General features: G+C 58.8%; 21 protein-coding genes. 13 read left to right on the forward strand and 8 right to left on the reverse strand.

The annotated features are described in order from the left end of the window. Window positions 1-9: 9 nt before the first annotated feature. Together ACXAGD_RS11960 and ACXAGD_RS11965 are read right to left on the reverse strand one after the other, a co-directional pair. Window positions 10-573, reverse strand: coding sequence for a tetratricopeptide repeat protein (locus ACXAGD_RS11960; protein WP_475210894.1), 564 nt, complete (start codon window positions 571-573; stop codon window positions 10-12). A gap of 30 nt (window positions 574-603) precedes the next feature. Then, entirely contained in the window at window positions 604-1,092 is a 489-nt protein-coding gene (locus ACXAGD_RS11965) for an Lrp/AsnC family transcriptional regulator (RefSeq protein WP_475210896.1), read from the reverse strand. A gap of 102 nt (window positions 1,093-1,194) precedes the next feature. Here ACXAGD_RS11965 and putA point away from each other — a divergent pair, with 102 nt between their 5' ends. Together putA and ACXAGD_RS11975 are read left to right on the forward strand one after the other, a co-directional pair. After that, on the forward strand, window positions 1,195-4,596 hold the full coding sequence (gene putA / locus ACXAGD_RS11970; protein WP_475210897.1) for a bifunctional proline dehydrogenase/L-glutamate gamma-semialdehyde dehydrogenase PutA: 3,402 nt from the start codon (window positions 1,195-1,197) through the stop codon (window positions 4,594-4,596). Window positions 4,597-4,638: 42 nt separating this feature from the next. Then, window positions 4,639-5,382 carry a rhomboid family intramembrane serine protease gene (locus ACXAGD_RS11975; protein WP_475210899.1) on the forward strand — a complete coding sequence of 248 codons (744 nt, stop codon included), beginning with the start codon at window positions 4,639-4,641 and terminating at the stop codon, window positions 5,380-5,382. A 3-nt stretch (window positions 5,383-5,385) separates the two neighbouring features. Here the strand turns inward: ACXAGD_RS11975 and ACXAGD_RS11980 are convergent, their stop codons facing one another. Beyond that, the gene (locus ACXAGD_RS11980) at window positions 5,386-6,216 is read right to left on the reverse strand and encodes an IclR family transcriptional regulator (RefSeq protein WP_475210900.1); all 831 of its coding nucleotides are present in this window, start codon (window positions 6,214-6,216) and stop codon (window positions 5,386-5,388) included. A gap of 192 nt (window positions 6,217-6,408) precedes the next feature. On the opposite strand from ACXAGD_RS11980, the gene bhcA reads away from it, so the two are divergent. From bhcA to bhcD, 4 genes are read left to right on the forward strand one after another with little or no spacing between them, the layout of a single operon-like run. Then, entirely contained in the window at window positions 6,409-7,599 is a 1,191-nt protein-coding gene (gene bhcA, locus ACXAGD_RS11985; RefSeq protein WP_475210901.1) for an L-aspartate--glyoxylate aminotransferase BhcA, read from the forward strand. 10 nt (window positions 7,600-7,609) lie between these two features. Then, entirely contained in the window at window positions 7,610-8,584 is a 975-nt protein-coding gene (gene bhcB / locus ACXAGD_RS11990) for a beta-hydroxyaspartate dehydratase BhcB (protein ID WP_475210902.1), read from the forward strand. Between the two features lie 12 nt (window positions 8,585-8,596). Continuing rightward, on the forward strand, window positions 8,597-9,760 hold the full coding sequence (gene bhcC, locus ACXAGD_RS11995) for a 3-hydroxy-D-aspartate aldolase BhcC (RefSeq protein WP_475210903.1): 1,164 nt from the start codon (window positions 8,597-8,599) through the stop codon (window positions 9,758-9,760). A gap of 15 nt (window positions 9,761-9,775) precedes the next feature. Further along, complete coding sequence (gene bhcD, locus ACXAGD_RS12000) at window positions 9,776-10,765, forward strand: iminosuccinate reductase BhcD (RefSeq protein WP_475210904.1); 990 nt, start codon at window positions 9,776-9,778, stop codon at window positions 10,763-10,765. Between the two features lie 55 nt (window positions 10,766-10,820). Here the strand turns inward: bhcD and ACXAGD_RS12005 are convergent, their stop codons facing one another. Next, window positions 10,821-11,606: an inositol monophosphatase family protein gene (locus ACXAGD_RS12005; protein WP_475210905.1), complete on the reverse strand. Its 786-nt coding sequence runs from the start codon at window positions 11,604-11,606 to the stop codon at window positions 10,821-10,823. Between the two features lie 96 nt (window positions 11,607-11,702). Then, window positions 11,703-12,608 (reverse strand): LysR family transcriptional regulator, encoded by a 906-nt coding sequence (locus ACXAGD_RS12010; protein ID WP_475212584.1) that lies wholly within the window; start codon window positions 12,606-12,608, stop codon window positions 11,703-11,705. A 94-nt stretch (window positions 12,609-12,702) separates the two neighbouring features. Between ACXAGD_RS12010 and metF the strand changes: the two genes are divergently transcribed. Both metF and ACXAGD_RS12020 read left to right on the forward strand, forming a co-directional pair. Then, window positions 12,703-13,569: a methylenetetrahydrofolate reductase [NAD(P)H] gene (metF, locus tag ACXAGD_RS12015; RefSeq protein WP_475210906.1), complete on the forward strand. Its 867-nt coding sequence runs from the start codon at window positions 12,703-12,705 to the stop codon at window positions 13,567-13,569. Window positions 13,570-13,785: 216 nt separating this feature from the next. Further along, a complete protein-coding gene (locus ACXAGD_RS12020) occupies window positions 13,786-14,439 on the forward strand; it encodes a DnaJ domain-containing protein (protein WP_475210907.1) in 654 nt (217 codons plus the stop codon). Window positions 14,440-14,493: 54 nt separating this feature from the next. Here ACXAGD_RS12020 and ACXAGD_RS12025 read toward each other — a convergent pair whose 3' ends face one another. Next, the gene (locus ACXAGD_RS12025; protein ID WP_475210909.1) at window positions 14,494-15,012 is read right to left on the reverse strand and encodes a YHS domain-containing (seleno)protein; all 519 of its coding nucleotides are present in this window, start codon (window positions 15,010-15,012) and stop codon (window positions 14,494-14,496) included. A 230-nt stretch (window positions 15,013-15,242) separates the two neighbouring features. Between ACXAGD_RS12025 and yghU the strand changes: the two genes are divergently transcribed. Beyond that, on the forward strand, window positions 15,243-16,121 hold the full coding sequence (gene yghU, locus ACXAGD_RS12030) for a glutathione-dependent disulfide-bond oxidoreductase (protein WP_475210910.1): 879 nt from the start codon (window positions 15,243-15,245) through the stop codon (window positions 16,119-16,121). Between the two features lie 40 nt (window positions 16,122-16,161). On the opposite strand, the gene ACXAGD_RS12035 is transcribed toward yghU, so the two are convergent. Further along, on the reverse strand, window positions 16,162-16,950 hold the full coding sequence (locus ACXAGD_RS12035) for an SseB family protein (protein ID WP_475210911.1): 789 nt from the start codon (window positions 16,948-16,950) through the stop codon (window positions 16,162-16,164). Continuing rightward, window positions 16,943-17,530, reverse strand: coding sequence for a uracil-DNA glycosylase family protein (locus ACXAGD_RS12040; protein WP_475210913.1), 588 nt, complete (start codon window positions 17,528-17,530; stop codon window positions 16,943-16,945). Before ACXAGD_RS12040 ends, ACXAGD_RS12035 begins: the two co-directional genes overlap by 8 nt. A gap of 228 nt (window positions 17,531-17,758) precedes the next feature. Here ACXAGD_RS12040 and ACXAGD_RS12045 point away from each other — a divergent pair, with 228 nt between their 5' ends. Genes ACXAGD_RS12045 through ACXAGD_RS12060 form a run of 4 tightly spaced genes read left to right on the forward strand, consistent with a single transcriptional unit; the run spans window position 17,759 to window position 22,320 of the window. Beyond that, window positions 17,759-18,418, forward strand: a complete 660-nt coding sequence (locus ACXAGD_RS12045) for an ABC transporter ATP-binding protein (protein ID WP_475210915.1) — start codon at window positions 17,759-17,761, stop codon at window positions 18,416-18,418. Next, window positions 18,396-19,970: a KpsE/RkpR family capsule polysaccharide export protein gene (locus ACXAGD_RS12050; protein WP_475210917.1), complete on the forward strand. Its 1,575-nt coding sequence runs from the start codon at window positions 18,396-18,398 to the stop codon at window positions 19,968-19,970. Before ACXAGD_RS12045 ends, ACXAGD_RS12050 begins: the two co-directional genes overlap by 23 nt. Before the next feature lie 5 nt (window positions 19,971-19,975). After that, window positions 19,976-20,809, forward strand: coding sequence for a 3-deoxy-8-phosphooctulonate synthase (gene kdsA / locus ACXAGD_RS12055; protein ID WP_475210920.1), 834 nt, complete (start codon window positions 19,976-19,978; stop codon window positions 20,807-20,809). Window positions 20,810-20,823: 14 nt separating this feature from the next. Next, a complete protein-coding gene (locus ACXAGD_RS12060; RefSeq protein ID WP_475210921.1) occupies window positions 20,824-22,320 on the forward strand; it encodes a phosphomannomutase/phosphoglucomutase in 1,497 nt (498 codons plus the stop codon). The last annotated feature ends 32 nt before the right edge of the window (window positions 22,321-22,352 follow it).

Here is a 22,352-nt window from a genome sequence, read left to right on the forward strand (position 1 = left end):
GCGTTTTCGTCAGATATCCTGTCCCGGCGGTTCAAGCGGCCCGCCCGGTCCCAGAAGATGGCGTTCCGAGAGCCACGGGTTCAGTTCCAGCGCTTGGTTCAAAGTCTCTCGCGCTTCGTCGATTCTTTGCAGCCCCAACAAGGTAAGCGCACGCCCGCTGATCGCCGCTACGTGGTTTGGTGAAAGCTCAATGGCCCTGTCCAGATCGGGCAAGGCAGCTGCAAAATCCTGTCGCAAATAATGGGCAAAGGCCCGTTGGTTGTATCCTTCAGCATAGAACGGGCAGTAGGCAATCAGCTTGTCGAAATCCTCAATCGCGCCCAACAAATCCCAGGCATTGCGACGTGTCATGCCCCGGTCCAACACTGCCTGCGCGCTTTCATCCGGAGCGTCGGTCCAGTATTCCCACAGTTGGTTGGACAAAGCACGAGCGGCCTGTTCGTTTTCGGCCTGCTGGATTTGCGCGATCACGCCGTTTACATCGGCACTGTGATCAGGTGCAACCGGGCAGTCCGCAGCCTGAACTGCAGTGGAGGCAAGAAGAAAAGCGGAAGCAAAAGCGATCTGTCTCATGTACCTATGGTGACGCCACCAGGTCGTTCGTCAACCCATCCCTTCGACAGCTCCGGACACGCCCGTTTCCTTCACGGCCTCCATCGCGACAAAAGTAGAGGTATTGGCTACATGCGGCAGGGATGAGATCTTCTCAGCCAGAACCGCACGGTATTCCGACATAGAACCCGTGCGGATTTTCAGAAGATAGTCGAAATTCGACGCAATCATATGGGCTTGTTCGATTTCAGCCACCTTGCGCACCGCTGCGTTGAACTCTGCCAACGCCTTCTCACGCGTATCGGTCAGGCGCACTTCGACAAATGCAACATGGTCCAATCCAAGGCGGATTGGGTCCAGCAAGGCACGGTATCCGGTGATGATCCCTTCGGCCTCAAGCCTTTTCACACGTGCTTGAGTTGGTGATTTCGACAGCCCGATGCGTCGCGCAAGGTCAGCAACCGAGATACGCCCGTCCTCGGCCAGAATCGTCAGGATTGAACGGTCAAACCGATCCAGATCAGGGCGGTTCATTTGCATCGTATCTTTACCTAATTTCAGTCCATTCACCTAGCATGACCCAAAATTAAGGCAATCGTCCCGCAAAATCGATCCTATATTTAACAAAAGCCCGGAGGATACATGACACACAGCCTGCGCACCCACATCGACGGCCAGACCTATGCCGATCAATCCGAAACTCTGGACACCCTGATCGCACAGGCAAAGCTGAGCGAACCCGACCGCGCCGCGATCTGCGCGGCTGCGGCGCAATTGGTGCGCGACATCCGCTCCAGCACCTCTCCGGGCATGATGGAAGTTTTCCTCGCAGAATACGGGCTGTCTACCGATGAAGGCGTCGCGCTGATGTGTCTGGCCGAAGCGCTGCTGCGGGTCCCAGACGCCGAAACGATCGACGCGCTGATAGAAGACAAGATCGCGCCATCCGATTGGGGCAAGCATCTGGGTCAGTCCTCGTCTTCGCTGGTAAACGCTTCGACTTGGGCGCTGATGCTGACGGGCAAGGTTCTGGACGAAGGCAAGACATCCCCAGTCAGCGCGCTGCGTGGCGCGATAAAGCGATTGGGAGAGCCGGTGATCCGAACCGCCGTGGGCCGTGCGATGAAAGAGATGGGACGCCAGTTCGTTTTGGGCGAAACCATCCAATCCGCCATGGATCGCGCCAGCGGGATGGAGGCCAAGGGTTACACCTATTCCTACGACATGCTGGGCGAGGCCGCGCGCACAGAGGCCGACGCCGCGCGCTATCACCTTTCTTATTCGCGCGCGATTGCCGCCATTGCCGATGCTTGCACCCATGACGATATCCGCGCCAATCCCGGGATTTCCGTAAAGCTTTCGGCGCTGCACCCGCGTTATGAAATCGCACAGGAACAGCGCGTGATGGAGGAGCTTACGCCCCGCTTGCGCGCTTTGTGCCTGCTTGCCAAGGCAGCGGGAATGGGCCTGAACGTCGACGCCGAGGAAGCCGACCGACTTTCGCTGTCTCTGCAGGTGATCGAAGAGGTAATGGCCGAACCCGCTCTGGCCGGATGGGACGGCTTTGGGATCGTGGTGCAGGCCTATGGCCCGCGCGCCGGGATCGTTCTGGATACACTCTATGACATGGCCGAACGTCATGACCGCAAGCTGATGGTGCGGCTGGTCAAAGGCGCCTACTGGGATACCGAGATCAAGCGCGCGCAGGTTGAGGGCGTCGATGGTTTCCCTGTCTTCACCTACAAGGCGGCAACCGATATCTCATACGTCGCCAATGCCCGCAAACTGCTGGGCATGACCGACCGGATCTACCCGCAATTCGCCACCCATAACGCCCATACTGTCAGCGCAATCCTGCATATGGCCGACGATCAGCCCTTCGAATTCCAGCGCCTGCACGGCATGGGCGAAACCCTGCACCAGCTTGTCAAAGATCAAAACAAAACACGCTGCAGGATCTATGCTCCGGTAGGGGCGCACCGGGACCTTCTGGCCTATCTTGTGCGACGCTTGCTGGAAAACGGCGCAAACTCGTCCTTCGTTAACCAGATCGTGGATGAAACAGTACCACCGGAAGAAGTGGCCGCTGACCCGTTCGTCACTATACAGGAGCCGAAGTCCCCACTGCCAACCGGCCCTGAGTTGTTTGAACCAGAACGGCCAAACTCCAAGGGATTCGACCTGCACCACACACCGACGCTTGACGGGGTCGATGCGGCCCGGGACGAGTTCCGCGCGCATCACTGGTATGCACAGCCGTTGCTGTCGGTGGACGCACGGCCCGAAGACGACCAGCCCGTGACCAACCCGGCAAACCCGCAGGACCGCCCCGGTGCCGTGGCCCCTGCCAGCGCAGGAGATGTTGAACTGGCTCTGGCTTCTGCAAGCTCTTGGCATGCCCCTGCTGCGGATCGCGCGAACATCCTGAACGCCGCAGCCGACTTGTACGAGGCGCATTTCGGCGAGCTATTCGCACTGCTGGCCCGAGAGGCAGGAAAATCCGTTCCCGACGCAGTGGCCGAACTGCGCGAGGCAGTAGATTTCCTGCGCTACTATGCCGCCAACATCTCGCAGGAAGAACCGGCAGGCACGTTCACCTGCATCAGCCCGTGGAACTTCCCGCTTGCCATCTTCACTGGCCAGATTTCCGCCGCACTGGCCACGGGCAACGCTGTTTTGGCCAAACCTGCGCCACAGACACCGCTGATCGCGCACCGCGCCGTGCAATTGCTGCACGAGGCCGGCGTACCGCGTGACGTGCTTCAATTGCTGCCTGGCGGTCCATCCGTTGGGGCGGCGTTGACGTCGGACCCACGTGTATCTGGGGTGGCGTTCACCGGCTCGACTGCGACGGCATTGAAAATCCGCGCGGCCATGGCAGAGAACCTGCGGCCCGGAACGCCTCTGATCGCGGAAACCGGCGGGTTGAATGCGATGATCGTGGACAGTACCGCTCTGCCCGAACAGGCTGTACAATCCATCATTGAAAGCGCGTTTCAGTCTGCGGGACAAAGATGCTCGGCCCTGCGTTGCCTCTATGTGCAAGAGGATATCGCCGACGATCTGCTGACCATGCTGACAGGCGCGATGGAGGCGTTGCAAGTTGGGGACCCGTGGCGGCTGGCCACCGATTGCGGCCCGGTGATTGATCAGGACGCACGGCAAGGCATTGCGGATCACGTCGCGCAGGCCCGCGGCGAAGGGCGGGTTCTAAAGGAACTGGCCACACCGCCCGAGGGCACCTTTATCGCTCCTACCCTTATCGAACTGCCGGGCATTGCGGCGCTGGAACGCGAGATCTTTGGCCCAGTGTTGCACGTGGCGCGGTTCAAGGCATCCGAGATTGATCAGGTCATCGCAGATATCAACGCAACCGGTTATGGGCTGACCTTTGGCCTGCACACCCGCATCGACGACCGCGTGCAACATGTGACCGAGGCCATCCACGCGGGCAACATCTATGTCAACCGCAACCAGATCGGGGCCATCGTCGGCTCTCAGCCCTTCGGTGGTGAAGGTCTGTCGGGCACCGGCCCCAAGGCGGGCGGCCCCAACTACATGGCGCGGTTCTGCGCGCCGGATCGTCAGACCAGCGATACCGAATGGGAAACTACAATGGGCGACCTGCCCGCGCCCCAGGGTCAGCCCGCTGCAACTCGCACTCAATCCCTGCCCGGCCCGACCGGTGAATCCAACCGGTTGAGTGAGACCCCTCGTGCCCCGCTGCTGTGCATGGGACCGGGGACCGAGACCGCGAAGGCGCAGGCCGAGGCAGTGAAAGCTCTGGGTGGGACGGCCATTCAGGCAACCGGCATGATGGACCTGCACCGGCTTGAGAATGCCACCGGTTTCTCTGGTGTGCTCTGGTGGGGAGACGACGTCGCCGCGCGTGAAATTGAACGTCATCTGGCCCGCCGCAAAGGCCCTATCGTGCCGCTGATCCCCGGTCATCCGGACCGCGCACGCGTGTTGGGAGAGCGCCACGTCTGCGTTGACACCACCGCTGCAGGCGGCAACGCCGCCCTGCTGGGAGGTGCGGCGTAACCGTACCTTGACGCTGGGCCGGGAAAAGCCCAGCGTCGCCACATGTTTCCGATCCGCGACCATAACCCCTCGGGGCGCACACCGTATATCGTCTATCTTCTGATGGCGGCCAATATATTGATTTTCCTCAGCTATGTGGGGTTCATGGGTAACGATCAGTTCATGAACCGGTTCTATTTCGACTACGCGGTCATCCCGGTGCGGATCACCGACGGATTTGCGCTGGAAACGCTTTTGACTTCGATGTTCCTGCACGGTGGCTGGATGCACCTTGCCGGGAACATGCTGTTTCTATGGATCTTCGGCGACAACCTCGAAGACGAGATGGGCCATCTGCCTTTCCTGCTATTCTATCTGGTCGCTGGCGTTGGAGCAGGCCTGATCCACGTCGTGACCGCACCGGACTCGGTTGTGCCGACCATCGGTGCTTCGGGTGCAATCGCCGGAGTTATGGGGGGCTATCTTCTGCTGTTCCCCAAGGCCCGAGTGGATGTCTTGCTAATCCTGATTGTCTATTTTCGGGTCTTCACGATTCCTGCCTTTATTATGCTGGGTATCTGGCTGGGTATTCAGTTCGTGGGCAGCCTTGCCAGCAACCCAGACGAAGGCGGCGTCGCCTATTGGGCGCATACGGGCGGATTTGTTGTCGGCCTGATCCTGTGCATCCCGTTATGGATGAAACGCGGCGGACCTGCGTTCTGGAGCCGCACCCACGGTCACCCACCCCACCCCGAACACAAATACAAGCTGTCGCAGTCCCGCATTCCACGGATCCCGCGCAAGTAAACGTCAGCTTTCTGTCTGATCCGGCATCCGGCCACCGCTGAGATGGGTGATCTCCTGCGCGGCGTCTTTGACCAAGGCGCCAAGTTCCGGCGCCCTGTCCGCGTGAAAACGGACAGACGGACCCGAGACGGAAACCCCCGCACAGGGCTCTGCGCGATCATTGTAGATGGCGGCCCCGATACAGGACATGCCCTCGTACCGTTCCTCGTGGTCATAAGACCAACCCCGCGCACGGGTTTCTTCCAAATCCGCCGACAGGTCCGAACCGGGTATCAGCGTGTGTTCCGTAAAACGTTCTGGATCGACAGAACCGAGGGCTTTGCCCGCCGTATCCGGATTCATCGCGGCCAGTATCGCCTTGCCCGTGCCGGACGCATACATCGGTGTCCGAGCACCCGGGGGAAAGAACGCCCGGATCGGATTCAGTGTCTCAACCTGCCCGACAAAAACAACTTCTGCCCCATCCGGCACGGCCAGATTGGCGGTCTCGCCGCTGTCCTGCATCAGGCGCCGCAGGATCGGACGACCGATCTCAATCACGCTGTTGCGCCGCAGGAACGACGCTCCGGTCCGATAAGCCTCGATCCCGATCATCCATTCCTGCCGTTCCTCGTCGAAGGTAGCGAACCCATGCTTTTGCAGAGTGGCCAGAATGCGGTGCGTGGTCGCCGTGGGCACGTCAACTTCACGGGCCAAATCGCTGAGCGCGGCACGCTCCATCCGCGCAACCGTGGTCAGAACGCCCAGCGCCCGATCTAGTGACTGCATGGTCCCGGCCGAGCTTTCTTTGAACAGCGATTTCGGCCTGCCGCGTGGCCTCTTCTGAGTCTCCATTTCTGGCTCTCCCCTTTGGTTCACTGCGATTTTTTCGAAATCATCATTTTCAGTATTCGAAAATGAAAAACGAAAAAATGATCTTTTTCAGCACCTTAATTATTTAATCGCAATAATGAAAATATTTTTCAAGAAAATTGCACGTGAAGACCGTTTCCCCGACACTGAATCCCATCTTGGAGGAATTTAGTGATGTCCACTCAGAACCCCGTTTTCATACCCGGCCCGACGAACATCCCGGATCGTCTGCGATTGGCGATGCAAGTCCAGACACAAGACCACCGCGCGCCGGATTTTGTTGAGACTTTCTCGCCCGTTCTTGAGGACAGTAAAAAAGTGTTCGGAACAACAGCAGGCCGGGTCGTCACCTTCCCCGCCAGCGGTACGGGCGGATGGGAGGCTGCAGTAACGAATACACTCAGCCCAGGTGACGCGGTTTTGGTGGCGCGGTACGGCATGTTCAGCCATCGCTGGATCGATCTGTGTCAGCGCCACGGTCTGGACGTACGGATTATCGAATGCCCATGGGGCAGTGGTGCACCAGCGGATAAGTTCGCCGAAGCTCTGGCCGCGGACAAAGCCCATGAGATCAAGGCGGTTTTGGTCACCCATAATGAAACAGCCACCGGGGTACGTTCGGACATTTCGGCGGTGCGTAAGGCGATGAATGCCAGCGCCCACCCGGCAATGTTGTTCGTGGATTGCGTCAGTTCTCTGGCCTCGATGCCGTTTGAGTTCGACGACTGGGGTGTCGATATCGCGGTGTCGGGCTCGCAGAAGGGCTTCATGCTGGCGACCGGCATGGCGATCCTGTGTGTCAGCCCTAAGGCGCTGGCCGCGATGGAGACGGCTAAACTGCCGCGAACCTTTTTTGATTTCCGTGACATGATGGGCGCCAACGCCTCTGGCGGCTTTCCCTTTACCCCGCCGCTGCAATTGATCTACGGCATGCGCGAAAGCTTGAAGATGCTGTTCGAGGAAGGCTTGGACAACGTTTACGCCCGCCACTTCCGCTTGGCCGAAGGCGTGCGCAAAGCTACCGCCGCCTGGGGGCTGGAGCTGGTGGCGCAGTCGCCTGATCTCTACTCGGATACGGTCAGCGCGATCTATGTGCCTGAAGGATTCGACAGCAATGCGCTGACCGACCACGCCTTCAGCGCATATGGCGTAAGCTTTGGCATCGGTCTGGGCGAGATGAACGGCAAGGCGTTCCGCATCGGTCATCTGGGCAGTCTGACGGATGTCATGGTTCTGTCTGGCCTCGCCACGATTGAGATGGCGATGGCAGATCTGAACTATCCTATCGAACTGGGCAGCGGCGTGGCGGCAGCGCAAGAGTATTTCCGCGCAGGCCACGCCAACCCCATGCAATCCGCCGCGTAAGGAGCCCTTTATGTTGGATAACATGACTACAGCCGATTGCCTGACGCTCACCGACATGCGCGAAGCGCATGAGCGGATCAAGCCCCATATCAACCGCACCCCGGTGCTGCGGTCTGATTACCTTGATGACCTGACCGGCGCGCAGTTGTTCTTCAAATGCGAGAACTTTCAGGAAGCTGGAGCCTTCAAGGTGCGCGGGGCCTGCAACGCGGTGTTCGGCCTGAATGACGAGGCCGCGAAGCGCGGGGTCTGCACCCATTCCAGCGGCAATCATGCGCTAAGCCTGTCTTACGCAGCCGGTCGCCGGGGCATTCCCTGCAACGTGGTGATGCCGCGCACGGCACCGCAGGCCAAGAAGGATGCGGTGCGCCGCTATGGTGGGATCATAACCGAATGCGAGCCCTCGACCACCTCGCGCGAGGCAGTGTTTGCCCAGGTGCAGGCCCGTACGGGTGGCGAGTTCGTACACCCCTACAACGACCCGCGCGTGATTGCGGGGCAAGCGACCTGTTCGGCGGAACTACTGGAACAGACCGAGGGTCTAGACGCGGTGGTCGCACCCATAGGCGGCGGCGGCATGATCTCAGGCACCTGCCTGACTCTGTCGAACCTTGCGCCCGAGGTTAAGATCTATGCCGCCGAACCGGAGCAAGCCGACGACGCCTGTCGCAGCTTTAGAGCCGGTCACATCATTGCCGATGACGCACCGGTTACCGTCGCGGACGGGCTGAAAGTACCGTTGAAGGAAAACACGTGGCACTTCGTGTCGAACTTCGTGAGCGACATCCACACTGCCAGCGAAGACGAAATCGTCGTCGCCATGAAGACCATCTGGAAGCACCTGCGCATCGTGATGGAACCTAGCAGCGCCGTGCCGCTGGCGACCATCCTAAAGCACCCTGAGACCTTCATGGGCAAACGCATCGGCGTGATCATCACCGGCGGCAATGTGGATCTGGACAAACTGCCTTGGATTCAGGGCTGAGGAGGAAGAGAGATGAATATGCCTACAAATATCGAGCAGCTTGAGGTCGGATACGACATCCCCGCCGCCATCGGCATGGACGCATCCGAAATTCAGACGCCCGCACTGGTGCTGGATCTGGACGCGCTGGAGCGCAACATCCAGAAGATGGGCGATTACGCCAAGGCCCACGGCATGCGCCACCGGGTGCATGGCAAGATGCACAAATCCGTCGACGTGGCCAAGCTGCAGGTCGAATTGGGGGGCGCCTGCGGTATCTGCTGCCAAAAGGTGTCTGAGGCCGAGGTCTTTGCTCGTGGTGGCATCAAGGATGTGCTTGTGTCCAATCAGGTGCGCGACCCGGCCAAGATCGATCGTCTGGCGCGGATGCCCAAACTGGGTGCGCGAACGATCTGCTGCGTCGACGATATCGACAATGTGGCCGATCTGTCCGAGGCTGCGCGGCGCCATGGCACCCAGATCGAATGTCTGGTCGAGATCGACTGCGGCGCGGGTCGCTGCGGCGTGACTACCACGCCCGAAGTCATCGCCATCGCCAAGGCCATTGATGCGGCTCCGGGGCTGAAGTTCACCGGTATCCAGGCTTATCAGGGCGCGATGCAGCACATGGATCTGTACGAAGACCGCAAGGCCAAGATTGATATCGCCGTGGCGCAGGTGAAGGACGCCGTGGACGGGTTGAAGGCTGAAGGTTTGGAATGCGACATCGTCGGAGGTGGTGGGACTGGGTCCTACTACTTTGAAAGCACCTCAGGCGTTTATAACGAACTACAATGCGGTTCCTATGCCTTCATGGATGCTGACTATGGCCGCATCCTCGACGAAAACGGCAACCGCATCGATCGTGGTGAATGGGAGAACGCTTTCTTCATCCTCACCAGCGTCATGAGCCATGCCAAGGCGGACAAGGCCATCGTTGATGCGGGCCTTAAGGCGCAGTCAGTGGACAGTGGGTTGCCGGTGATCTTCGGGCGTTCGGATGTGGAATACGTCAAATGCTCGGACGAGCACGGTGTTGTGTCCGACCCTGAAGGCGTTCTGAAGGTCAATGACAAGCTGCATCTCGTGCCCGGCCACTGCGACCCCACCGCCAATGTGCATGACTGGTATGTGGGTGTGCGTGACGGCAAGGTCGAAACCCTCTGGCCTGTCTCCGCACGTGGCAAGGCGTTCTGAGGCGAGGGAAGGATCATGAAAGATATGACGGATAAACCCCTGCTAATCGTTGGCGAGGACCTCTGCCAGAAACTCGTTGGCCGCGCCGAGGCGTTCGACGCGGTACAGGACGTCTTTGCCGCTATGGCGCGCGGTGATGCGTACAATTTTCCGGTCATCCGTGAAGCCATCGGCTATGCCGACGCGCTTTACGGATTCAAGTCAGGCTTTGACCGCGCAGGCCAGGTGCTGGGTGTCAAATCCGGCGGCTACTGGCCCGGCAATATGGACAAGGGCCTGACTAATCACCAGTCCACCGTCTTCCTGTTTGACCCCGATACCGGGCGACTGTCAGCGCTAGTCGGCGGCAACTACCTGACCGCCGTGCGCACGGCTGCATCCTCGGCGGTGTCCATCGCCCATCTGGCTCGGAAGGATGCAAAGGTTCTGGGAATGGTCGGTGCAGGCCACCAATCCACCTTCCAACTGCGCGCCGCCGCCGACCAGCGCGACTTTGAGAAGGTGGTCGCTTGGAACCCCCACCCCGACATGTTGCCGCGCCTGGAAGCGGTTGCGCGTGAGATCGGTCTGGAATTTGAGTCAGTCAGCCAAGAAGAACTGGGCGCGCAGGCGGATGTCATCATCACCATAACCTCGGCCTTCGAACCGCTGCTGATGAACGACTGGATCAAACCCGGCACCCATCTGGCGTGTATGGGCACCGATACCAAAGGCAAGCAAGAGGTCGATGTCTCACTGGTGGCCAGTGCGACTGTTTTCACCGACGAGGTCGCGCAGTCTATAACGCTCGGCGAGGCGCAGCATGCAATTGCAGATGGAACGCTGACCGAGGATCAGATCACCCCCATCGGTGCCGTCATCAACGGCAGCCATCCGGGGCGCAAGTCAGACGAAGAAGTCACTCTATTCGATGGAACAGGAGTTGGCCTGCAAGACCTCGCAGTTGCATCGGTCGCCGCATGTTTGGCGGAGGAGGCTGGTTTGGCCCAGCGCGCCGTCCTTTGAAACGAAAAAGCGCGCCTCAATCGGGGCGCGCTTGCTCAACTGGTATGTCGGGTGATTAGCCCCGGATCACCTTGGCGAATTGATCAAAGATCGGCTCGTTCGAACAGATCACTTCACCATCGTCCAACACGCTGCCTTCGGGGTTCAGGGCCTGTACGAAGCCACCGGCCTCTTTCACGATGATGATTCCAGCGGCCACATCCCAAGCGTTCAGACGACGTTCCCAGAACCCTTCGTAACGACCGGCAGCCACATAAGCCATGTCCAGCGCCGCCGCGCCCCAGCGGCGAACGCCGGCGCAGGCAGGCATCAGACGGGCCAGATCCTGCAGCGTTGCAGGCAGATCGGAGCGACCACCAAAGGGCAGTCCGGTCGAGAAGATCGACTCGATCATGCGGTGACGACTCGAGACACGGATGCGGGTATCGTTCATCCACGCGCCCTCGCCTTTTTCGGCAAAGAACATCTCATCCTTGGCGGCGTCGTAGATTACGCCAGCGACGATCTTGCCCTTGTGCTCCAGCGCGATCGAGATTGCCCAGTGCGGCAGGCCGTGCAGGAAGTTGGTGGTGCCGTCCAGCGGATCGACGATCCAGCGGCGGGTTGGATCTTCTCCGGGTATGGAACCGCCCTCTTCGGCCAGCCAGCCATAGGTCGGACGCGCGCCCAGCAGTTCCTCTTTCAGGATTTCCTCGGCCGCGATATCCGCCTTGGAGACAAAGTCGCCCGCGCCTTTCATCGACACCTGAAGGTTCTCGACTTCACGAAAATCCTTGACCAAAGAACGCCCCGCTTTGCGCGCGGCTTTGATCATGATGTTGAGGTTTGCACTGCCAACCATTGTCCAAAGGCTCCTGTCCGGTCAAACCGCGCGTATACTGGGGCAATGCGCCCTTGCCAAGAGGAATGATGCGCATAGCAGACCAGCGTTTCGCGCTTACTGGGCCTGCAGCTTGCGCGCCTCGGTTCCGGCCAGTTCGATCAGCTCCTGAACATAGGGTTTTTCAAGGTCCTCAGACCGCACGGCTGCATACAGGCTGCGGGTGATCCCGTCCTTGGTCAGCGGGCGGGTAACATAGTCAGAATTGTACTTCACCTCACGCACGACCCAGTCGGGCAGCACCGACACACCGCGGTTCGAGGCGACCAGCAACAAGATCACAGCGGTCAGTTCAACCTGCCGGATCGCAGCGGGTTCGACACGTGCAGGGATGAGCAACTGGCTGAATATATCCAGACGGGTCCGTTCGACGGGATAGGTGATCAGGGTCTGGCCCCGGAAATCTTCAGCCTCGATGTATTCCTTCTGCGCCAACGGATGGGACGAGGCCGCAACGAAGACCGCGTCATAGTCGAATAGTTTTATGAATTCGACGCCCGGCAGATCTTCGGGGTCGGACGAGACGACCAGATCGACCTCTTCCTTCTGCAGGGCGGGCAAGGCGTCGAACGCCAAACCCGGACGGATATCGACATCCACATCGCCCCAGGATTTACGGAAGGCTTCCAGAACCGGGAATAACCATTCGAAACAGGCGTGGCATTCGATTGCGATATGCATCCGGCCGGTGCGCCCGTCGCGCAGGGATGAAAACTCCTGTTGCGTCGCCTCAACCTGCGGCAGGATCTGTTCCGCCAGCCGCAACAGGCGCAGCCCCGCAGCCGACAGCTTCATTGGCTTGGATCGGCGCAGGAACAGCTCGACCCCAGCCTGGTCCTCCAACCCCTTGATTTGATGGCTCAACGCCGATTGCGTGATGTTCAACTGATCCGCCGCACGGGCCAATCCACCGCATTCGTGTATGGCCTTGATGGTACGCAGGTGTCGGAATTCGATGTGCATTGCAATGAGACTCATGTTGTTCTTGAGTAATATGAATTTGTCTCACAACGCGCGAACTGGCACAAGGGCAAGAGATTGGACCTGTGAGGCAGTTATGACGACACCTGAGATTTCATTCGAGTTCTTCCCGCCGCAATCTCTGGAGGCATCTTTCCGCCTTTGGGATACGGTTCAGACCTTGGCGCCGCTAGAGCCGCGCTTTGTTTCGGTCACGTATGGCGCCGGTGGCACCACGCGCGAGCTGACGCGCGATGCGGTGGCAACGTTGCATAAATCGTCGGGCTTGCCGGTGGCTGCGCATCTGACCTGTGTTGATGCCTCGCGTCAGGAGACGCTTGAGATTGCCGACACCTTTGCACGCGCGGGTGTTCAGGATATTGTTGCCTTGCGTGGCGATCCGCCCAAAGGTCAGGACCGTTTCATCCCTCACCCCGACGGGTTCACCAATTCGGTCGAACTGATCTCGGCGCTGTCCGATACCGGAAAGTTCAACATTCGCGTCGGCGCCTATCCTGACAAGCACCCTGAGGCGCAGGATTTTGCGGCGGATGTAGACTGGCTCAAGGCCAAACTGGACGCCGGGGCGGACGAGGCACTGACCCAGTTCTTCTTCGAGGCCGAAACGTTCTTTCGGTTCCGCGATGCTTGCGACAAGGCTGGCATCGACAAGCCTATCGTCCCCGGCATTCTGCCGATTGAGAATTGGAAAGGCGCTCGCAATTTTGCCCGCCGGTGTGGCGCGCATGTCCCCGAGTGGATCGAAAACGCTTTTGAAAAGGCGATTCGCGATGATCGTGAGGATCTGCTGGCCACTGCGCTGTGCACCGAGCTGTGTTCCGACCTGATCGATGGCGGTGTGGATAAGCTGCATTTCTACACGCTGAACCGGCCAGAGCTGACGCGGGATGTGTGCTTTGCCCTGGGCATTACACCTCGGGCCGAACTGCAGAACGTCGCCTGAACCTTCCAGATGGTCACCTTCGCCCGGATCCTGCTTAGGCTCCGGGTTTTTTTGTAGAATTGAGGCCTATTTGGCCACCAAAACTCAAGCGTGAACAATGACTCAGCCTTGGGGCAACTGTCCCCAAAGTCGCAATAAAGTTCAGCTAAAATTTGACAAAACCCCGCTCCTCTTCAAACTGAGATTGTGGTGTTTGTTTAAAGAGTTGTTTTGGGTATGGAGCCTGTCGAAAAGATTAATGCACGCGCTGACGCACTAGCGGCGCTGGGATTGGACCAGACAGCAAGGTCCGACGATATCAGAGATGCCTGGCGTCACATTGCGTTTCACGCTCATCCGGATCACAGAAACGGCGACTGCACCCATTTTGCGCGCGCCAAGGAAGCTTACGACTTTTTGCGTCGCGAAGGGTTGGCGACCAAAGGTAAAACTACTGGCTCACCCCGGCGACCAAAGCTGCGCAAACGCGTGATCGAGCTGGAAAGCTCGGACATAGATGCCTGCCGGGTGCTGTTGAACACAGCGCTGGGGCACAGCCCCGAAGGCGACGCACAAAACCCAAACCCGCAGAGCACCACCGACGCGGACCATGTCCCGGACGCAGTTGGGTTCTATGGCCGCCATCTAACCTATTTTGTACCGACCCCGGTGCAGGAAGGCTCGAACCGAGTGGCGCTGCCGACCTCGTTCTTGGCTTCGGCCCGGCGGATGGAAACTGAAGTTTTGAGCTTTCAATCCAAGGACACTGGCGCGGGTGAAGTTGTGGTCCCTGAAACGATCGCCGCGCGCAAGTTCCCCGGTGCCAAAAGCGTGCGCATCAAGTTCGATGCGGACCAGCAGATGCGGGATGATTTCTGGCTGGCGGGCTGAACAGAAAAAACCCGGCCTGGTGAAGACCGGGTTCGATTTTAGATGAGCGGCAGCTTAGTTTGCAACCGGACCTTCCGAGGTGAATTTCGGAATAACGCTGGTCGATGCGGCATCACCTTCGATACCCGGCCAATTGCCTTCCGCCAGGTTGATGTTGCCAGGGACATCTTCCTCGAAGAATCCAACAACAACGTCGGTGATGTTCAGGTACAGCTTGTCATCAACGATCCGCCACAGGTTCGGGTTGGCCGGAACTTTGCCACCTTTCGAGACACCATAGGCACAGTGACCATCGTATTGCGGAGCATAGTAAGCCGGGTTCTCGAGAAACTTGTCACGGTTCTCTTCGGTCGCGAATGCCCATGTCGCGCCATTATATTCCGCAGTGATGTCGGCATGACCGCGCACACCTTCGGGCTGGGATTGGCCAATCGGTGCCTGGTCCAGTCCGCGATAGGCGACAACGTCATAACCCGACACAGCAAACCCGGTGCCGTCCACATATTGATCCCCGGCAAAAGCCGGAAGGGCAAGAGTCAGAGCAGTCGCGAAAGTCAGGGCAAAGCGTTTCATGTGGTAGATCCTTTTGTCCTCGGAGTTGAACGTCTGCTGAGAGAATAGGTAATTTCTCCCCGATGGGCAGTCCCGCTCGCGCCGCTGTGAGATCGGATGAAAAAACGTGAGAAGATTGAGCCCGATTGTTACAAAACTACGGCTACTCCGGGGTTGGACTCGGGGCTTTGCAACATTAGCTGTTGTGACGGACGGACAATTCACCAGAACTTTACTGAGAAAGACGACAGATGACCGAGCAATCCCCATACACGCCCCCCAAAGTCTGGACATGGGACAGCGCAAGCGGCGGCCAGTTTGCCAATATCAACCGCCCCATCTCAGGCGCCACCCATGACAAGGACCTGCCGGTCGGCAAACACCCACTGCAACTGTATTCGCTGGCGACACCCAACGGCGTCAAAGTTACCGTCATGCTGGAAGAGCTGCTGGCGCTGGGTAATGAAGGGGCCGAGTACAATGCCTGGCTAGTCAACATCGGTGAAGGTGATCAGTTCAGCTCGGGCTTTGTTGATGCCAACCCGAACTCAAAAATCCCTGCGTTATGGGATCGGTCTGGTGACAAGCCTGTGCGCGTGTTCGAAAGCGCCTCAATCCTGTTCCATCTAGCCGAAAAGTTCGACGCGTTCCTGCCCAAGTCGGGCCCCGAGCGGACTGAGGTGATGAGCTGGGTCTTCTGGCAGATGGGCAGCGCGCCCTATCTGGGCGGCGGCTTTGGTCATTTCTACGCTTACGCACCCGAGAAATGGGAATATCCAATCAACCGTTTCGCCATGGAGACCAAGCGTCAGTTGGATGTTCTGGATCGTCAGCTGGCCGAGAACACCTACATCGCAGGCGAAGACTATACCATCGCCGACATGGCCATCTGGCCCTGGTACGGTCAACTGGTCCTGGGTCGTCTGTACAGCGCGGCCGAGTTCCTGGATGTGGAATCTTATGAGAATGTGATGCGTTGGGCCAAGGCGATTGACGCACGCCCCGCTGTGCAGCGCGGTCGCATGGTCAACCGAGCATTTGGTGAGCCTCACACCCAGTTGCACGAGCGTCACGACGCCAGCGACTTTGACACCCGCACGCAAGACAAGCTGGAAGCCGCGGCGGAATAACAACGCAGGGCCCCGCGATCTGGTCGGTCGCGGGGTCTGCTTACTTCAGAACTGGTGGCTTGTCCGGATCGCTGCCAGGTGTGATGTGTTGAACGACCCTTTGTTCAGGCTTCGGCAGATCGAATTTCAGGCCTACACGTGCCAATGCGGCTGCGGCGGCGTCATGTGGGCTGAAAAAGCCAACATCCATCGCCCCAGCCTCGATGCCAGAAAAGGTCAGCGCCTCAGATGCTGCTTTGGCCAATGCAGGCTCCGCCCCTTCGACCACGCCGACGAAGCCCAGCAGATGCCCCGCACCACCATCCTCTGATCTGGTTCCAACCAGAAACGCGGCCTCGGCCAAGCCGACGGCTGTGGCCAGCTTCGCGTCCAGCGCCTTTAGCAAAACATCGGGCAGTCCGGTAGGAGGCATGAACTCGGCCAAACGTTGCTGCACCTCTTCGGGTCCGTGCTCCAGGGTGGTGGCCAGCCAACCCAACGCCTCGGCTGGGATCAGCATCGAGGACGGCGCGACCTCAAGGTTCAACCCCAGACCAATCTCCTGGCCCGCCAGCATCCCGGACAGTACCCGCCCCGATAGCGCAACGTAAGGCACCGGGCGTTCGGCGAAGTGGGCCAGCCGATCCTCGCGGTCGAAGGCCAGAACGAACCGACCATCGGCCACGTCAAACAGTTCAGGAGTTATGTTTTCGTCCTGTGCCTCTTCCGCCAGCAGCAGGAAAAGCTCGCTATCGGCAAGCCGTTCAAAGAAACGCAGCCGCGCCGCGTCGTCCTGCGGGTCGGACTCCATCGTGGCGTGTGCGGCATCAAGGGCGGTCGTGTCAGTCATTCAGAACCTCTTCCACCCGGGCACGCAGAACCGGCAACAACTCGGCCTCGAACCACGGGTTTTTCTTCAACCATGCCGTATTGCGCCAGGACGGATGAGGCAAGGGAAAGACCTGCGGCGCATGGTCGTGCCAGCCTCGTACCGTGTCCGTGACCGAGCCGCGCGCGCCAAGGTGGTACTTGTGCGCATGCCCACCGACCAAAACGGTCAGCGGCACTTGTCCCAATTCGCCCATCACCCTGTCGTGCCATGTTTTCCCGCAGACAGTCGGTGGCGGCAGGTCTGCCTTGCGCTCATTGTAACCGGGAAAGCAGAACGCCATCGGCACGATCGACACACGAGCCCGGTCATAGAATATGGTTTCATCGATCCCAAGCCAGTCACGCAAACGATCACCGGATGGATCGGTAAACGGCCGGCCCGAAGCATGAACTCTCGCGCCCGGCGCCTGCCCCGCAATAAGCAGCGGCGTTCCATTTCGAAACCAGACCACCGGGCGCGGTTCGTGCGCCGTATGCGTGGCCCGAAACCTGTCCGAACATATACGGCAAGCTTCTATCTCTTTCTGCAACGAATTCATCAGATCGCAAGATTTCCTGCATCAAACTGGTTGACGGTCGAATTGAAAGATAGTCAACGCGTTGCCGCGGTCCAACCGATGCATTAGTCACAGTGCCGAATGGTCGCTGTCGCGCGCATTGATCATTTGTTTCATAATTCGACATAATGTAGCCAATATGGACCGGTAAGTTTTCCGTTCCTTCACCGGCCTGGCCGGTGCAACAAACGCAAGAGCAGCAGGCCTTGAATGCTTGAGTTCGAGAATGTCAGCAAGTCCTTCTGGACCGGGACGCGCCGCAAGGTGATCCTGGACAGGGTCTCGTTCCGGATCGAACTTGGACGGTCTATCGGCATTCTAGCGCCCAATGGCACCGGCAAGACGACGCTGATCAACATGATGGCCGGGCTGGAAAAACCCGACGAAGGCGTAATCCGCAAATCGTGCCGGATCTCGTTTCCGATGGGGTTCTCGGGGGGCGTGGCAAAGAAACTGTCCGCACTGGAAAATGCCCGCTACATTGCAAAAATCTACGGTATGGACCCGGATTACATCGAAGCTTACTGCAAGTGGCTATGCGGTCTAGGTGAGTATTTCGACCAACCGCTGGGAACCTATTCGTCCGGTATGCGGGCGCGGTTTACCTTTGCCCTGATGCTGGCACTGGATTTCGACATGTACCTGATCGACGAAGGGATGCCAGCGACTACGGATGTCGAGTTTAACAGGAAAGCGGGCGACATTTTGAGAGAGCGGTTGCGCACTACAACCCTTGTTATTGTATCGCACAGCCCCTCTGTTCTTGAGAAGTTTGCACAGCAGGCCGCCGTTTTACTGGACGGTCAGCTTTACATGTTCGAAACCTTGGAAGAGGCACGACAGCTATATGACTACCAAACCCAAGGCTAAGAAATACCGCTGGCGCCGCAACCGCGAAGGTGCGGGCTCGGCGGACGCGCGCGCCGATGCCATTTCGCGCATCAGAAAAGCAACGCAACCATCCGAAGCCGCAAATGACGCGCAGCCCGCGACCGATATCGATGCGATCAAGCGCGAAGGCCTGACCGGTCGGCAACTGCGTGTTGCACGGCGTCTTGCGCAGAAAAACGGCCTGGCGGCGACGTCGGACTATGATGCGGTGCGATTGTTGCGTCAAAAGGGCATCGACCCGTTTGAGCGGGCCAATCTGTTGGATCTGGCAGCCGAGAGGAAAGACACCGAAGATCAGGCCAAGGACAAAATCACTATCCAGCTGCCGCAGACGATCAAAGAAACGCCCCAAACTCTGCCCGGGCCAGAGCTGAGCCCTGCGGAGCGGCGCAACCTGGAAATCGGTGAAATCCAAAAAGACATCGCGCGCCGCCGCCGACGCAAATTGTTTGCCCTGTTTGCTCGGCTGGCGGTGTTTGTTTTGCTGCCGACGCTGATCGTTGGAGTTTATTTCTACCGGTTTGCGACGCCCATGTACGCAAGCGACTCTGCCTTTTCGATCCTGCAGGCTGATGGTGGCGGCGCTTCGTTTGGCGGGTTCCTGGCCGGCACCCAATACGCCACTGCGCAGGACTCGGTTGCCACGCAGGAATTTCTGGAGTCCAAAGATGCTTTGGTTCGGCTTGAGAATGACACCAATTTCTCGGAAATCTTCAAGCAGGAGTGGATAGATCCAATCCAGCGCCTGCCACAGGACGCAACCCTTGAAGATACCTATAAGCTGTACAAGCGGATGATCACCATCGGGTATGACCCAAGCGACGGCATTATCCGCATGGAGGTTGCCGCCCCAAGTCCCGAGATTTCAGTCGAACTGTCTGCACTTCTGCTGTCTTACGCCGAAGATACCATCAATGGCTTGACGGAATTGAAGCGCGAGGACCAGATGCGCGATGCCCGGGCCGGTTTTGAACTGGCGCAGGAAGAACGCAGAAAAGCGCAGGAAGAACTGATTGAGCTGCAACTGCAGGGCGCGGTTTTGGACCCGGAAAACGTCCTTGCCGGTCTGCGGGGGCGCATCAATGCAATCGAAATCGAGCTGCAGGAAAAGGAACTGCAACTGGCAGCCCTTTTGGACAATCTGCGCCCCAACCAGGCCAAGGTTGACGGTGTCCGCGCGGACATCAAACGGCTTGAGGCCGTGTTGGCTGAGTTGAATGAAGAAATGCTGGACGTATCGGCGGGCGAAAATTCGCTGGCGCGATTGAGCGTACGGATCCAGATGGCCCAGGCCGATTTGGTGGCCCGCGATATGATGCTGCAAACCGCAATGGAACAGATGGAAACCACCCGGACCGAGGCCAACCGCAAGGTGCGCTATCTGACGGTCTCGGTGAACCCGGTCGCCAGCGAAGAACCTACCTATCCGCGCAAGTTCGAAAATACGATTTTGGCTTTCCTGTTGTTTGCTGGTATCTACCTGATGATCTCGCTTACCGCGTCGGTCCTTCGTGAACAGGTATCCTCGTAAGACACATGAAACATGTAAAAATCTCCGATCTCACGGTCGGCAATGATCTGCCACTGACGATCATCGCCGGCCCTTGCCAGCTTGAAACCGCAGATCATGCTCAGATGATCGCCGGCAAAATGAAAGAGGCCTGCGATGCTGCCGGTGCGCAGTATGTCTTCAAGGCCTCGTACGACAAAGCCAACCGGACCTCGCTGTCAGGGGCGCGCGGCATGGGGATTGACGCCGGGCTGAAAGTTCTGGACGACATCCGCAAGACAATGGGTATTCCGGTTCTGACCGACGTTCATACCGAGGCGCAATGCGCCGTCGTCGCAGAGGCGGTGGATGTACTGCAGATCCCGGCCTTTCTGTGCCGTCAGACCGACATGCTGTTGGCTGCAGGCAACACTGGCGCTGTGATCAACGTCAAAAAAGGTCAGTTCCTGGCGCCTTGGGAAATGCCCAATATCGTGGCCAAGATCGAAAGCACTGGGAACACAAACATCCTGCTGACGGAGCGGGGCTCGTCCTTCGGGTATAACACGCTGGTGGCCGACATGCGGTCGCTGCCGCAAATGGCGCAGACAGGCTACCCGGTGGTGATGGACGCCACGCACTCGGTACAGCAACCCGGTGGCCAGGGTGGTTCGTCTGGCGGGCAACGAGAGTTCGCCCCGGTCATGGCACGGGCCGCTGTGGCTGTTGGTACTGGCGCAGTGTTCATGGAAACGCATCAGGATCCGGACAACGCACCCTGCGATGGTCCGAACATGATCTATCTGGACCAAATGCCTCAATTGATTGACACATTGATGCGCTTTGATGCATTGGCCAAAGCCAACCCGATTCAGATTTAATCAAGAGCGATAGTATGACCAAACCCATCCCCGAGGTGACCCCGAACACCTGGAGCTTTTTGCGTGACCCGATGATCAAACCCACCGGGTTTCGCGAATACGACGCCCGCTGGAAATACCCCGAAGAGATCAACCTGCCCGGCATGACAGCATTGGGTCTGGGTCTGGGCACCCAGATGCGCAAACGCGGGATCGAGCCTGTGATCGCTGTCGGCAACGACTATCGCGACTATTCCCTGGCGATCAAAAACGCGCTGATCCTGGGCCTGATGCAGGCTGGTATTCAGGTCAAGGATATCGGCCCGGCTCTCAGCCCCATGGCCTATTTCTCACAGTTCCATTTGGATGTGCCCGCGGTGGCCATGGTCACTGCCAGTCACAACCCGAACGGCTGGACGGGCGTGAAGATGGGATTTGAGCGCCCACTGACCCACGGCCCAGACGAAATGTCGGAACTGCGCAACATCGTTCTGAACGGCGAAGGCGTTCCGCACGAGGGCGGATCGTACGAATTCGTAGAAGGCGTGAAAGAGGCTTACATCGACGATCTGGTCGGCGATTTCAAAATGTCGCGCCCGCTCAAGGTTGTTTGCGCGACCGGCAACGGCACGGCCTCGGCTTTTGCGCCTGAGATTTTCGAGCGCATGGGCGTGGAAGTGGTGCCCAGCCACAACCGGCTGGATTACACCTTCCCCAACTACAACCCCAACCCCGAAGCCATGGAAATGTTGCACGACATGGCCGACACCGTGAAATCCAGCGGTGCAGATATGGCGCTGGGGTTTGATGGTGACGGCGACCGGTGCGGTGTTGTGGATGACGAGGGTGAGGAGATTTTCGCAGACAAGGTCGGCGTGATCCTGGCCCGCGATCTGGCCAAGCTGTACCCCAACGCGACATTCGTGGCCGACGTTAAATCAACCGGCCTGTTCGCCAGCGACCCCGAACTGCAGGCCCATGGCGTCAAAGCGGATTACTGGAAGACCGGCCACAGCCACATGAAACGCCGGGTTAAAGAGATTGACGCGCTGGCCGGGTTCGAAAAGTCGGGCCACTACTTCCTGGCTGAACCGATTGGGCGTGGCTATGACTGCGGCATGCGGGTCGCGGTTGAGATCTGCAAGCTGATGGACCGCAACCCAGACAAGAGCATGTCGGACCTGCGTAAGGCGCTGCCGAAGACCTGGTCAACGCCAACCATGTCGCCCTATGCCGCAGACACTGAGAAATACGACATTCTCGAACGTCTGGTCGACAAGCTGGTTGCCAAGGCCGACGCGGGCGAGGAGTTCGCCGGTCGCGCGATCAAAGAGGTTGTCACCGTCAACGGCGCGCGGGTCATTCTGGACAATGGCAGCTGGGGTCTGGTGCGAGCTTCGTCGAACACGCCGAACCTTGTTGTGGTCTGTGAAAGCAGCGATAGCGAAGACGAAATGCGGGCCATTTTCGCAGATATCGACGCCGTGATCCGGACCGAACCCGGCGTTGGCGACTACGACCAGACGATCTGATGCAAATGAGATAGGGGCGCCTTAGGGCGCCC

The sequence above is a fragment of the Ruegeria sp. ABF4_144 genome (assembly GCF_056160045.1).

Excerpts from the sequence above, each read along its gene's own strand:
- bhcC (WP_475210903.1), top strand. The coding sequence starts at position 8,597 with ATGAATATGCCTACAAATATCGAGCAGCTTGAGGTCGGATACGACATC.
- ACXAGD_RS12035 (WP_475210911.1), bottom strand. The coding sequence starts at position 16,950 with ATGACTGACACGACCGCCCTTGATGCCGCACACGCCACGATGGAGTCC.
- ACXAGD_RS12005 (WP_475210905.1), bottom strand. The coding sequence starts at position 11,606 with ATGGTTGGCAGTGCAAACCTCAACATCATGATCAAAGCCGCGCGCAAA.
- ACXAGD_RS12050 (WP_475210917.1), top strand. The coding sequence starts at position 18,396 with ATGACTACCAAACCCAAGGCTAAGAAATACCGCTGGCGCCGCAACCGC.
- bhcD (WP_475210904.1), top strand. The coding sequence starts at position 9,776 with ATGAAAGATATGACGGATAAACCCCTGCTAATCGTTGGCGAGGACCTC.
- kdsA (WP_475210920.1), top strand. The coding sequence starts at position 19,976 with ATGAAACATGTAAAAATCTCCGATCTCACGGTCGGCAATGATCTGCCA.
- ACXAGD_RS12060 (WP_475210921.1), top strand. The coding sequence starts at position 20,824 with ATGACCAAACCCATCCCCGAGGTGACCCCGAACACCTGGAGCTTTTTG.
- ACXAGD_RS12010 (WP_475212584.1), bottom strand. The coding sequence starts at position 12,608 with ATGCACATCGAATTCCGACACCTGCGTACCATCAAGGCCATACACGAA.
- ACXAGD_RS11980 (WP_475210900.1), bottom strand. The coding sequence starts at position 6,216 with ATGGAGACTCAGAAGAGGCCACGCGGCAGGCCGAAATCGCTGTTCAAA.
- yghU (WP_475210910.1), top strand. The coding sequence starts at position 15,243 with ATGACCGAGCAATCCCCATACACGCCCCCCAAAGTCTGGACATGGGAC.
- ACXAGD_RS11965 (WP_475210896.1), bottom strand. The coding sequence starts at position 1,092 with ATGCAAATGAACCGCCCTGATCTGGATCGGTTTGACCGTTCAATCCTG.
- ACXAGD_RS11975 (WP_475210899.1), top strand. The coding sequence starts at position 4,639 with ATGTTTCCGATCCGCGACCATAACCCCTCGGGGCGCACACCGTATATC.
- ACXAGD_RS12045 (WP_475210915.1), top strand. The coding sequence starts at position 17,759 with ATGCTTGAGTTCGAGAATGTCAGCAAGTCCTTCTGGACCGGGACGCGC.
- ACXAGD_RS12025 (WP_475210909.1), bottom strand. The coding sequence starts at position 15,012 with ATGAAACGCTTTGCCCTGACTTTCGCGACTGCTCTGACTCTTGCCCTT.
- putA (WP_475210897.1), top strand. The coding sequence starts at position 1,195 with ATGACACACAGCCTGCGCACCCACATCGACGGCCAGACCTATGCCGAT.
- ACXAGD_RS12020 (WP_475210907.1), top strand. The coding sequence starts at position 13,786 with ATGGAGCCTGTCGAAAAGATTAATGCACGCGCTGACGCACTAGCGGCG.
- ACXAGD_RS11960 (WP_475210894.1), bottom strand. The coding sequence starts at position 573 with ATGAGACAGATCGCTTTTGCTTCCGCTTTTCTTCTTGCCTCCACTGCA.
- bhcB (WP_475210902.1), top strand. The coding sequence starts at position 7,610 with ATGTTGGATAACATGACTACAGCCGATTGCCTGACGCTCACCGACATG.
- bhcA (WP_475210901.1), top strand. The coding sequence starts at position 6,409 with ATGTCCACTCAGAACCCCGTTTTCATACCCGGCCCGACGAACATCCCG.
- metF (WP_475210906.1), top strand. The coding sequence starts at position 12,703 with ATGACGACACCTGAGATTTCATTCGAGTTCTTCCCGCCGCAATCTCTG.
- ACXAGD_RS12040 (WP_475210913.1), bottom strand. The coding sequence starts at position 17,530 with ATGAATTCGTTGCAGAAAGAGATAGAAGCTTGCCGTATATGTTCGGAC.